Origin of the sequence: Pseudomonas sp. CM25, assembly GCF_013179705.1 — a bacterium.
Taxonomy (GTDB): Bacteria; Pseudomonadota; Gammaproteobacteria; order Pseudomonadales; family Pseudomonadaceae; genus Aquipseudomonas.
On sequence record NZ_JABMCW010000170.1, the window covers coordinates 1 to 11,751 of the forward strand.

The following is an 11,751-nucleotide window of genomic DNA, read 5'->3' on the forward strand; positions in this document are numbered from 1 at the left end:
TCTAAAAGAAGAGTGTACACAAATATTGCAGTAGCTAGGCACATTGCCGTGTACATTTTCCCCATAAATACTGAGTCAGTAACCCATGGATTTCTCAAGCGCAGGAAGAAGCTGGTGGAATCAACTAGCTGGTCTGAGATTTTAGGTTCTATGTCGTTTTTTTGATGGGGGTTGAATAACCATATGGTTGCCATGCGTCACCTCTCGATACAGAATTGGGTATTTAGCTTTAATCGTGTGGCTAATCCATGATTTAGATGATAGTTGATTGTTAGTCTTGCGCTTTTGGTTGCTTTTTTTTGGGTCTTGTAATGGAGTACTAAGCCAGCTGGTGTTATATAGCATATTGGTAGCGTGGTAATCGTTGTTGTATGTCCATCACGATCGCTGGACTCCAACGCTCCTGACCATTCGCTTTGTTCGAGCATGAAGTTTGGCAGCAATATGGTGAATTCTATTGTGGGCGTGGCCTGTGATACTTGACTGTGTATAATTGTTGCCCAGTCCGGGGTAGGCCATTGGCTGTTTACGCTAAGGTCTGTGGTAAGCCCTTCTAGACCTAATTGTGTAGAGTGATCCAGCGAAAGTGCTAATGGAGCATATGTCTCAGAATGCCATGATTCGATTTCCATAATTATGTTATCGAAGCGAGGAAGTTTTTGCTCAAAGTCTAGAGTCAAGTCAGGGCGGATTTCACCATCGCTTTGTCTGGTTCCAAAAATACATCTGCTCGCCCATAACTCTATCGGGCTGTGTAAGCGTTCATGCGCCTTGGAATAGAGATATAGCCCTCCTGCCATAAGAGAGGCTCCCATCAACACTACACCCGCTGCGGCCCAGCCTGCGAAAGGTATAAAAAATGTCGGACCAGCGATGGCAAGGCTCCCCTCTAATATGAGGGCGGAGCCTATGGCACTTACCGCGCCGCCGGTAATATTATATAGACCGGTAACTGAATTACCGTTTTGTGATTGGCGCCATCCCTTGGTAAAGTCAGATAGAAGGCCCAGTATTATCGCCGGGTAGCCTGATGCTCTCGCGAACAGGTGACTATTGAGTAGCGTGATGATTCCCTTGCCGAAGGCAATACCTGGCGCCATTGGGCTAAGCCTCGAGATTACAACTCTTTGCGCTGCCCTTACGCTGACCAATGTTGCCGCCGCTGCACCGATCACGCCGAAAATGGATGAAGCAAACCCCATGGTGTATTCCGGGGCATCGCTCTTCTGCAGGCTGTTATAGGCCGTCTTCAGCGACAGCACGTTGAACCACAGCATCCCCGCGTTCAAACCGCCTCCGCCGCCAGAAACAAGCAACCCGACAAAGTTAGGCTTCACCCGCGCGGTAGTGGTCAGTTCAATTGACACCGTTCGGCTTCCCGAGATACGCAGTTGCTTCATTTCTTCAACTTGCGCCATCCCGTTCTTGAGGTATTTCTCCACTTCCTGACTGAACGGATTTTCCCGAACGGCCTGCTCGGTGATCCGATACCGGGCTGCCAATAGCCCCAGCGCTTTCTCGGCATTGCCTTCACGTGCTGCCAGCAGCACTTGCTGACGCAGGCCATGACTGGCATCCCACCTTGTCTTTCCACGCAAGCGCTTGAGCAACACGGCATTGACCGACTGGGCGGTGAGGTCGGTGATGTCGGCCATGGCCGGGAAACGACCGGCCAGGCCCTCGACCACATTGTCGCTGGCGCCGAACAGACTGCCGATCGAGTCGGCCTTGTCCTTGAACGGGTTGAACGGTGCCAGGGCTGTGTACAGCGGGCTGTCGTGCTGATCCAGCCACTGTTCCAGGCGTTTGAAGCGTCGATCCTGGTCTTCGGTACCGGGTGTTGGCTGACCCATTGGATTGATTATCAGCGCCAGAGATATTTCCAGGCCGCGGGCGGAGAGGCGTTCGTCACGGTCGTAGCAGGCCAGCGCCGCAGCAAGGCTGTAGGGATTATCGACAGCAGCGGCCTCCGCCGTGGCCAGCCAGACGTCGTGATCGTTGCTGGCTTGCAAGGCCAGCTTGCGCAGGCTTGCAAGCCGCTCTTCCAGCGCATCGCGTTCAGCGAGAAAGCGCAGGTATTTGGCGGTATCGATGCGCTGTGCCAGGCGTGCGCCGCCGGGGGAATAGTCCTGGTGGGTGAGGGCCTCGAAGCGTGCCGCTGCCGGAGCAGCGGCGGGGCCGCGGCGTTCCGTGTTGATCCTGAAGGCGGCCAGCTCCGGTGACGGTGCATCGGCCGGGTACAGGCTTTCCAGCGTCTTGTTCAGCAGCATGCCCACCAGGTTGCGATGGTGGAAATCGCGGCTTTGTCGGCTCAGCTGTTCGGCATCCAGCCGGTAGCACGCTGGCACTCGTTCATGCTCGGGGCCTTGCGCAGGTCGGGTGTGTTCCAGCTGCTCGGCGGGCATCAGGTCACGCAGTTGATGCTGGTAGGCCGACACCGACAGGCCCAGGTCCAGGGCCATGCCTTCGGCATCGGCGAGGGCCACCACCACCGGGACTTTCGGCTGGGTACTCGGGTAGTGCCGCGCCATGGCGGTGAGGTTGCCGATGGGCAGCGTGTCGGTGAACGGATGGCTACTCCAGGTCAGTGGCATGCGCCGGCTGGCCGGCTTGAAGTCTTCGACCCAGGTTTGCAGGGCGCTGACCGGCAACACATGGGGCTGGCTGGACGGGGACTGGTTGCTGGCCAACAGCTCGGCCATGTCCAGCTGGCGCATATGCCGTTTGCGCAAGGCGGCTGAACCGGTGATGCGCGCGGTCGTGGCGTTGGTCCACAAATGCGGGCTGTAGCCGATCCACACTTCCTTGGCGGTGTCCGGGCAGGTATCGGCCCACACCCAGCCCACGGTCCGGCTGGCCTGGTAGCGATGACGCAGGTGATAGTCCTCCAGGCCCCGGTAGTGCAGTTCCTTGTAGTGGCCTTCGCCGTCGTATTCATGAATGACCAGCTTTTCGCCCTGGGGGCCTTGCATGAACATGTAGATGTAGCCAGGGCGCAGGGCACGCAGGGTGTAGGCGGAGTGCTGCAGGGGGGTAAAGCCTTGTTCCAGGTTGAAGCCTGCGTCGGCGTAGCGGCAGGCAGGGGTAGCGCCGGTACGCGGCACGATGGCATAGCGCACCGGCAGGATCGGCACGCGTGCACTGCAGGCAGGGCCGGAGGTGGCACTGCTGACGGAGGCATTATTCATGCAAGTTCCTTATTCATGGCGAAGCCTTTTCAAACCAAGGCTCAGGTATTTGAGATGGTGTGAGCTTCTTTGCTTGAATTATCTGCGGGGTGCAAATTTCGCTTTGGATGCTGGCGCAAACTGATTACTTGCGTGTAAAAGACAATGCCTCCATTCCTGCGTTTTGGTCGAGGCTGAAAGTGTAAGATTTTATTGAGGTATGTTTGTGTTTTTGTTTGCGCGATACTGTGCGGGAGAAGTTGTGCTGTAAGTTGTAGGAATTATCTGACAGCAAATAGCCTACATACTCAGTTTTTGCACTTGGCCATCACCACCTGGCAAGTCCTGGGCGTACCTCCCGACCGGCTGGCATAGCGCATGCAATTGTTCATGGATTTGTGCCGGGCAATGCTCAGGGTGTCGCCCCACGCCAGGCCGCCTTCGCCAGTTGTCGGTACGGCTTTGGCGAAGCAATTGGAGCCTGTGGCAGGCGTCGCGTAGCGCGCCTTGCCGGCTTTACTGGAACAGCCGGCGGTGAGCGCCAGGCTGAGGGCGAGCAGCGCGGTCAGCGCCCAGCATCCGACCGGATGGATCAGTGTTCTGCTCATGGCGTCCTCTTCTGCGCTGGGCATGGAATGCCTGACAGAATATTTCATTTCAAGCGAAGCGGTGAACTATCGCGTCGTCAAGGGGCTCCCTTGCTAGGCGCATCCTGCGCTCACCTGATGGTGCACAGCCATCAGCCCGGGTCACTGAATGAAAAGGAGGCACCGTGACCGCATCTGACCAAGCGCTGTACCGCTGCACGCCCAGCCCACTGCATGCACTGTTGCTGGCTGGCAGTGTGCCCTTGTTTCTAGGCGCGCTACTGAGCGACATCGCCTACTTCAACAGTTACCAGATTCAGTGGAGCAACTTCGCTGCCTGGCTGATAGCCGGTGGCCTGGTGTTCTGTGGCCTGACCCTGTTGTTCGCGCTGGCCAACCTGGTCCGCGCCGAGCGCAAGGGCGGGCGGCCGACGCTGTACTTCCTGCTGCTGCTGGTGACCTGGGTACTCGGGCTGATCAATGCCTTCGAGCATGCCAAGGACGCCTGGGCGGTGATGCCATCGGGGCTGGTGTTGTCGGTGATCGTGACGGTGCTTGCAGTGGTAGCTGCCTGGACCGGCCTGAGCAACTTGCGTTCGGGAGGTGCGGCATGAAGCCTTTGCATGCATTGAGCCTGTTAAGCGTGGCGCTGCTGCTGAGCGCGTGTGGCGGGGATGGCGAGCCGACCCAGGCCCGTGGCCCAGACCCGAAACTGCCTGACCCGCAGCGCGGTCTGCTGCCGAGCATGAAGATTGCCGAACCGGTCGCCTGGGGTGAACAGAAACCCACCGTGCCAGAGGGCTTCAGCGTCACGGCCATTGCCACCGGCCTGAAGATTCCGCGCCAGAGCCTGGTGCTGCCAAACGGCGACATTCTGGTGGCCGAGGGCAGGGGTGGCAGCGCGGCCAAGCTCAAGCCCAAGGATGTGATCGCCAGCCAGATCAAGGCCAAGGGCAACACCCAGGTCAAAGGTGGCAACCGCCTGACGCTGCTGCGCGACGCCGACGGTGATGGCACCTACGAGGTGCAGACCGTGTTCGCGGACAACCTCAACGCGCCGTATGGCCTGGCGTTTGCCAACGGCAAGCTGTACGTGGCCAACCAGGATGCGCTGGTGCGTTTCGACTACCAGGACGGCCAGACCACAGCCGGTGGCCCGCCGACCAAGGTCACCGACCTGCCGGCCGAAATCAACCACCACTGGACCAAGTCGCTGACTGCGAGCCCGGATGGCCGCTATCTGTACGTGGGCATCGGTTCCAACAGCAACATCACCGAGCGTGGCCTGGAGGTGGAGATCGACCGGGCGATGGTCTGGCAGGTAGATGCCGAAACCGGCGCGCACCGGCCTTACGCGACCGGCCTGCGCAACCCGACGGCGCTGGCCATGCAGCCGCAGACCGGGCAACTGTGGGCGGTGGTCAACGAACGCGACGAGCTGGGACCGGACCTTGTGCCGGACTACCTCACCTCGGTCAAGGAGGGGGCGTTCTACGGCTGGCCCTACAGTTACTGGGGGCAGAATGTCGACGACCGGGTACGCCCGCAAAACCCTGACAAGGTCGCTTCGGCCACCAAGCCGGACTACAGCCTCGGTTCGCATGTCGCAGCGCTCGGCGTCGATTTTTCGATCCCGGCCATGGGCGAGCGCTTCGCCAATGGCGTGTTCGTGGGCGAGCACGGCAGCTGGAACCGGCCCAATCCGGTGGGCTACAAGGTGATTTTCGTGCCTTTCAGCGACGGCAAGCCGGCGGGGGAACCCATCGACTTCGCCACGGGATTCAGGGGTGAAGATGGCAAGACCCGTGGACGGCCGGTGGGGGTGACGGTGGATCCGCGCGGGGCGTTGATCATTGCCGACGACCTGGCGAACACGGTGTGGCGGGTGACGCGTAACCGCTGAGAACTACCAGGCGGCTGCTTCAACATACTTACCGACGATGGCGCATCCTCGGGTGGCAGCGGGTTCACCCGGGAAGCTGGCACCGCGGTGCATGGCACCGACTTAGCCGGTGTTCGCGGGTGAACCCGCTCCCACAGAGACCAGCAGACAAAATGGGTCGCAAGGGCGGGTTCCGGCACAGCGGCAGGGAATGGCTATGCTTGTCAGCGCATACACAGTTCACCCACCCGTTCGGTCTTGATCACATGGAAGCAGGCCTATGAACCCGATTCGCTCAGTTGCTCGTGCTGTTGCCCTCGCCACGCTGGCCTCTGCTGCCAGCTTCACGGCGCAGGCTGCCGATATCCCCATTGCCAGCGAGGCGCTCGAAAGCCATGTCACCACGCAGGTCACGGCCATTGATATGGCCAACCGCCAGGTCACAGTGAAGGGCCCGGATGACAAGAAAGATGTGACCTTCCAGCTCACCGAAAAAGCCAAGGCGCTGCCCAACCTCAAAGTCGGTGACCAGGTCGACATCTACGTCACCCGGGCGGTGGCCTATGTACTGAATACACAAGTGGGCGGGGCGCCGAAGGCCAGCGAGGAGTCCGGTACCATCCGGGCCACGGCGGCTAACCCCAACCCGGGCGGCGAAGCGTTCCGCCAGGTCAGGGTCACCTCGCAGATCAAGAAGATCGACCTGAAACAGCATGAGGTAAGCCTGTTGCCACCCGAGGGCAAGCTGCAGGTGGTCAAGGTAGAAAACCCTGACCTGCAGGCGCGAATGAAGAATCTCAAGGTCGGGCAGACGGTCGATGCGATCTACACCGAGGTACTGCGTATAGAAACCTCGCGCTGACAATCATTTGGGCAGGCTTCGGGTTGCCCGCAGGTGGATCCGCCGTGATGCCTTGCATGACGGCGGGTATCGTTCAAATAGCTGAATCACCCAATCGGGCCGGCTCTTGCTGGCATCGTTGAGCCAGTTGGCGACCGAGTCCTGCGCATATTTCTCTGTTTCGGCGAGGTTCGGTACCAGCAGTGGCTCGGCTGCTTCCGGCGTTTGCTTGAGCTCGGCAATGTGCTCACACCAGACGCCGCGCGGGCGCAGCACCTCGATGCAGAAGCGACGTACCAGCGGGTTGCTGTCGCTGGCATGCCGGGCGAGCAGCACCAGCGCACTGTCCAAATTGTGGGTCAAGCGCGGGCGCAGGGCGATCCAGGCCCATTCGCGGACGCCGAAATGCTCATCGCGCGCAAAGCGCAGCTGGGCCAGGAAGGCTGCTTCAAGGTCCAGGTCGCGCGACAGGTACGCCTGGGCGAAGGCCGCCCAACTGCGCACCGTATCGGACAGGTGCGCACTGCAGTGCTCGAAGACGGCTTCGGCAACGGACGGCGGTGCCTGTTCCAGCCACTGACCGAGCGCCAGCCCGATCGCTGCGATTTTTTTCGAAAGGCCCATCGCCTGGGCGGCTTCGGCACACTCCGCCAACTGTTGTGCCAAGGAGCCGGGCAGTTGGCTTGCCAATGCGTTGACCAGGACCGCCTGGTTCACTGCCAGGCATTCGGCCAGGTTGCGCGTGGGCAACTGGCCAAGGTCGATAAAGGTTGTACGTTCATTCATTTCAGCCACCTCCATGTGGTCGTGCGGTGCATGCATGCTACGAATAATGGGCGTGCATGTCTTTGATTTCCATCATCGGGGCTGACCGAACCATCATGTGGGTCATGCGTAGACAGATGGAGAACGATCGTGCTGAGCAAACCGATGATACTGCTGGTGTTGCCAGTGGCCATGGCCTTAGTGGCGGGGGCGGTGCTGCCGTTCCAGGCGGCGGGCAATGCCGCTGTCGGCCGGGCGTTGGGGCACTGGTTGTGGGGCGCGTTCACCTCGCTGACGGTGAGCTCAGTGGTGGTGATTGCCGCGTTGCTGGTGCTGCGGGTGCCGGCGCCCGACCTGGGCAAAGCCCTGCAAGGCCCTTGGTGGTTATGGGTGGGTGGTGTACTGGGCGCACTGTACGTGGCCGGCGCTGCGGCGCTTACCCCCAAGCTGGGGGCGGCGGGGTTTCTGGTGTTGGTGGTTGCCGGGCAGATCATCACGGCAGTTGTCGCCGACCATTTCGGGATGATGGGGCTGGGCGGCAAGCCGCTGAGCGTGGCCAGGCTGGTGGGGGTAGGGTTGATCCTGTGCGGAGTGCTGCTAGTGCAGGGCACGTGGGCTGCGGGTTCAAAGGTGACTACCGCCCCGGTTGTAGAACAGTCTGACGGCTGACTAGCGGCCCGGCTGGCTGCACGCCCATACCGTTTCGCGTAACCAGCGGTGGCCTGGGTCGCTGTCCTTCCTGCGGTGCCAGGCCTGTTGGTAGTCGAATGCGGGTATCGCCAGTGGAGGCTCGAACCTGCGCAACGTCGGGTGCTGGCGCAGTGAGCCCACTGCACGGCTGGCCACGGTCAGGATCAGGTCGGTACCGGCCAGTACCTCGACCGCTGCGCTCCAGTGCGGCAAGGCCAGGGCGATACGTCGGCGCAGGCCTTGGGCTGCGAGCGCGCGCTCGATCTCATCGAAGGCATCCGGGCGCATGGCCATCAACACATGCGGTCGCGCCAGCCAGTCATCCAGGGCCAGGCCGCCGCGGTCGGGCAACACCTGGCGATCGGCGACACTGATGAAGCTGTCGGCAAACAGGGGTTGGACGGTGATGTCCTGCGGCAGGTCGGGGAACAGCCCCAATGCCAGGTCCAGTTCACCGTCGAGCAACTGGGCCAGCATGCTGTCGCGGCTCGCCTGGCTGATGGCCAGGTCCACCCCTGGGGCAACCTGGCGCAGGTGGCGCAGCAGGGGTGGCAGGATGATGCGCGAGGAGTAGTCCGAAAGCGACAGCCTGAAACGGCGCTGGGCCTTGGCGGGTTCGAACTGCGGGGTGGCCAGCAGGCCGTTGAGGTTGCCCAGAGCGTCCTGCAGCGGTGTGGCCAGGGACTGTGCACGGGCGGTGAGTGCCATGCGGCCATTCTGACGCACCAGCAAAGGGTCGTCGAAATGTTTGCGCAACTGTGCCAGGGCGTGGCTTACCGCCGGTTGGCTGCGATGCAGGCGCAGGGCGGCGCGGGTCACATGCTTTTCGCTGAGCAGCGCGTGCAGGGCGAGCAGCAGGTTGAGGTCGATCTTGCGCAGTTCATCCATAGGGTGAATGGCCTTGGTCAGTTCTGGCTGGCTTGATCAGCTTATCAAATACCTCGGCTGCGCGCGGTCCTGCAACGACCGAGGCCGCCACAGGCGTTATACTCCCCACCCGTTTCACTGTTATCCGAGTACACCGATGGGTCTTTCCGCAACCGCCACACCCGAACCGCGTCGCCTGGGCGCACCCGTAATTGCCCTGGCCCTGCTGTTGGCCGGTGCCTGGTTTCTCAATCTCAACGCCGGCTTCAAACAGGTGTTGCTGCTACTTGTCGGCGCCGCGCTTGGCCTGACGTTGTATCACGCGGCTTTCGGCTTCACCTCGGCCTGGCGGGTGTTCATCAACGAGCGCCGTGGCGCGGGTCTGCGGGCGCAAATGGTCATGCTGGCCGTGGCGGTGCTGCTGTTCTTCCCGGCGCTGTCGGCTGGCAGCCTGTTCGGCAACCCGGTCACCGGCCTGGTGGCCCCGGCCGGGGTCTCGGTAGTGTTCGGCGCCTTCATCTTCGGCATCGGCATGCAACTGGGCGGCGGCTGCGCGTCCGGCACGTTGTTCACGGTAGGTGGCGGCAATGCACGCATGCTGGTGACTTTGCTGTTCTTCATCATCGGTTCGGTCACTGCCACCCACCACGCCGACTGGTGGTTTGCCTTGCCGTCGTTGCCGGCAACCTCGATTGTGCAGGCCTGGGGTGTCGGGCCGGCGCTGCTGGTCAGCCTGGCGGTGTTCGGGTTGATAGCCTGGGCCACCGTATTGCTGGAAAAACGCCGCCATGGCGCGCTGGAGGCACCCGTTGCCAGCAAGTACCAGGGCCTGCGTCGCTTCCTGCGCGGCCCGTGGCCTTTGCTGTGGGGTGCCATCGCGCTGGCCCTGCTCAACTACGCCACCCTGGCACTGGCCGGACGGCCGTGGGGTATTACCTCGGCCTTCGCCTTGTGGGGCGCCAAAGCCCTCGACGGCCTTGGCGTGGATGTCGGCAGCTGGGTGTTCTGGCAGGCCCCGGCCAATGCCAAGGCGCTGGCCTCGCCGCTGTGGCAGGACGTCACCACGGTCATGGACCTGGGCATCGTGCTGGGTGCCTTGCTGGCGGCTGGCCTGGCCGGGCGCTTTGCCCCAAGCCTGAAGATCCCGCTTGCGTCGCTGGTTGCTGCGGTAATCGGTGGCCTGCTGCTGGGCTACGGTTCGCGCCTGGCCTATGGCTGCAACATCGGTGCGTATTTCAGCGGCATCGCCTCGGGCAGCGTGCATGGCTGGCTGTGGCTGGTGGCGGCGTATACCGGCAACCTGATCGGCGTGCGCCTGCGCCCGTTGTTCTTCGCCGGCGAACGGCGCCCTGCGGTGCTGACCGGGTGCTGATGCACTGAGCGATCGCTGCAAGGGGTGCAGAAATCATCTGCACCCCGCCTGATTGTTCAATTTTGCCTGACCCAATAGCCTGACTCGAACTTCCATCCAACAGGATTCGATCATGGCTACCCGCATCATGCTCGACAGCACCGGCCCGGCCGATGTCATGCAGCTCGAACACTTGAACGTGCTACCACCAGCGGCAGGCGAGGTCTGGCTGGAACACAGTCAGGTGCGCGAGCTGACCCACGGGCAAGGCGTGGACGTGGCCTCGCAGCACGCGGCAGTTGCGCTTTACCGATGAGGGTGAGCGGCTGGTGGCCAAGGTGCGCGAGGCCAACCATCTGATTGCCGAGGCGGAACAGCAGGCTGCCGAAGGCGCGGCAAGCGTGCGTGGTCGCCTGCGCCTGGCGTTGCCGGCAGCCATGGGCCGGCGTTGGTTGAGCGCGATGGTGGCCGACTTTGTGCTGACGTATCCGCAGGTAATGGTCGAGGCCGAGTACGCCGACCGCTTCGTCGACCTGATCGGCGAGGGTTTCGACGCTGCCATCCGCATTGGGGAACTGGCGGACAATCGCCTGGTGGCGAGAAAACTGTGCGATCACCAGCGCATCCTGTGCGCATCACCCGACTATCTGGCGCGCCAGGGTGCGCCAGTGAATCCGCATCAGTTGACGGACCACAATTGTTTAGGTTTCAGTGGCTTGCGCTCATTTCCTGAATGGAGACTGATGAGTGGTGAACAGCAAGTAAGCGTGAAGGTCACCGGCAGCCTGCGCAGCAACGATAACGAAGCGCTGCTGCAAGCGGCTCGGCGTGGCGTGGGCATTCTTGCTGGCGGTGACTGGCTGATGGGCGAAGACCTGGCCAGCGGGCGCCTGGTGCGGGTGCTGCCGGATTGGCAGCTGGACGTGGCGGGCGCCAGTGAATTATTTCTCCTAAATAGCTTTATATTTATTTATTAACTAATTGATAAATATCAATTTATCTTTTTGCTACAGCATGCTGTACGCATTGCTCATAGTATGTCTGTTTGATCGCCGCAGGCTTCAGCCGAGAACGGCTGTTGTAGGTCTGCTCGGTAATGCCAAATGCGGTCATACGCATCCAGGGTTTGGCAAACTTACGCACCTGCAGCTTCTTGCGCGTGGCATACAGGGTTACCCCGGAAAGTTTGGCCTGCTGCGCCTCGGCGGCAATCTGTGCACCCCAGCCGCAGGTGTGGCGATCATTCTGGCTCAGGGCCCGCGCCTGGGCGCCCGAAGCGAGCGTGGCCAGCAGGCAGCCGGCCATCGTTGCTAGAAGTACTCGCATGTTGCTGTCCTAAGCATCTGAAGAAAAACGAAGTTTGCCTTCGCTTTCGGCAGTCGGGGGCCAGCAATTTGCCGTCAGATGACCGCCAGGCGCAACGGGTTGGCAGCTGGCTTGCGCAGGCTGGCCGATGCCAGGCCCACTACCCATAGCACCGACACAGCGTAGTTCAGGCGCTGGTACAGGCCGAACAGCTGGCCGCTCTCGACCGCCTGGCCCATCAACCCGGCAGTGACGATGGCAAGCACCAGACACGCCAGGGAAAACAACGCCAAGGC

11 protein-coding genes and 3 pseudogenes are annotated in these 11,751 nt (G+C 61.4%); 7 read left to right on the forward strand and 7 right to left on the reverse strand.

Features of this window, described 5'->3' with window-relative positions:
• The 3 genes and pseudogenes from HP546_RS31125 to HP546_RS17720 all read right to left on the reverse strand — a co-directional run.
• Positions 1-194 (reverse strand): annotated as a pseudogene (locus tag HP546_RS31125) (hypothetical protein); the annotation flags it as partial.
• A 3-nt stretch (positions 195-197) separates the two neighbouring features.
• The gene (locus HP546_RS17715; protein ID WP_172227872.1) at positions 198-3,188 is read right to left on the reverse strand and encodes a T6SS effector BTH_I2691 family protein; all 2,991 of its coding nucleotides are present in this window, start codon (positions 3,186-3,188) and stop codon (positions 198-200) included.
• A gap of 287 nt (positions 3,189-3,475) precedes the next feature.
• Positions 3,476-3,775, reverse strand: coding sequence for a hypothetical protein (locus tag HP546_RS17720; protein ID WP_172227874.1), 300 nt, complete (start codon positions 3,773-3,775; stop codon positions 3,476-3,478).
• Positions 3,776-3,939: 164 nt separating this feature from the next.
• On the opposite strand from HP546_RS17720, the gene HP546_RS17725 reads away from it, so the two are divergent.
• From HP546_RS17725 to HP546_RS17735, 3 genes are all read left to right on the forward strand, one after another.
• A complete protein-coding gene (locus HP546_RS17725) occupies positions 3,940-4,368 on the forward strand; it encodes a DUF2231 domain-containing protein (protein WP_172227876.1) in 429 nt (142 codons plus the stop codon).
• Entirely contained in the window at positions 4,365-5,657 is a 1,293-nt protein-coding gene (locus HP546_RS17730) for a sorbosone dehydrogenase family protein (protein WP_172227878.1), read from the forward strand. Before HP546_RS17725 ends, HP546_RS17730 begins: the two co-directional genes overlap by 4 nt.
• Before the next feature lie 259 nt (positions 5,658-5,916).
• On the forward strand, positions 5,917-6,498 hold the full coding sequence (locus HP546_RS17735) for a hypothetical protein (protein WP_172227880.1): 582 nt from the start codon (positions 5,917-5,919) through the stop codon (positions 6,496-6,498).
• A 3-nt stretch (positions 6,499-6,501) separates the two neighbouring features.
• On the opposite strand, the gene HP546_RS17740 is transcribed toward HP546_RS17735, so the two are convergent.
• A complete protein-coding gene (locus tag HP546_RS17740) occupies positions 6,502-7,263 on the reverse strand; it encodes a hypothetical protein (RefSeq protein WP_172227882.1) in 762 nt (253 codons plus the stop codon).
• A 129-nt stretch (positions 7,264-7,392) separates the two neighbouring features.
• Here HP546_RS17740 and HP546_RS17745 point away from each other — a divergent pair, with 129 nt between their 5' ends.
• Complete coding sequence (locus HP546_RS17745; RefSeq protein WP_172227884.1) at positions 7,393-7,911, forward strand: DMT family transporter; 519 nt, start codon at positions 7,393-7,395, stop codon at positions 7,909-7,911.
• On the opposite strand, the gene HP546_RS17750 is transcribed toward HP546_RS17745, so the two are convergent.
• Positions 7,912-8,820 (reverse strand): LysR family transcriptional regulator, encoded by a 909-nt coding sequence (locus tag HP546_RS17750; RefSeq protein ID WP_172227886.1) that lies wholly within the window; start codon positions 8,818-8,820, stop codon positions 7,912-7,914.
• A gap of 136 nt (positions 8,821-8,956) precedes the next feature.
• Between HP546_RS17750 and HP546_RS17755 the strand changes: the two genes are divergently transcribed.
• From HP546_RS17755 to HP546_RS17765, 3 genes and pseudogenes are all read left to right on the forward strand, one after another.
• Entirely contained in the window at positions 8,957-10,171 is a 1,215-nt protein-coding gene (locus HP546_RS17755) for a YeeE/YedE family protein (protein ID WP_172227888.1), read from the forward strand.
• A 112-nt stretch (positions 10,172-10,283) separates the two neighbouring features.
• The gene (locus HP546_RS17760; RefSeq protein ID WP_172227890.1) at positions 10,284-10,466 is read left to right on the forward strand and encodes a hypothetical protein; all 183 of its coding nucleotides are present in this window, start codon (positions 10,284-10,286) and stop codon (positions 10,464-10,466) included.
• Positions 10,435-11,079, forward strand: a pseudogene (locus tag HP546_RS17765) (substrate binding domain-containing protein); the annotation flags it as partial. The gene HP546_RS17760 and the pseudogene HP546_RS17765, both read left to right, overlap by 32 nt.
• 67 nt (positions 11,080-11,146) lie before the next feature.
• Here the strand turns inward: HP546_RS17765 and HP546_RS17770 are convergent.
• Both HP546_RS17770 and HP546_RS17775 read right to left on the reverse strand, forming a co-directional pair.
• Positions 11,147-11,476: a hypothetical protein gene (locus HP546_RS17770; RefSeq protein ID WP_172227892.1), complete on the reverse strand. Its 330-nt coding sequence runs from the start codon at positions 11,474-11,476 to the stop codon at positions 11,147-11,149.
• A gap of 74 nt (positions 11,477-11,550) precedes the next feature.
• A pseudogene (locus HP546_RS17775) lies at positions 11,551-11,751 on the reverse strand (DUF998 domain-containing protein); the annotation flags it as partial.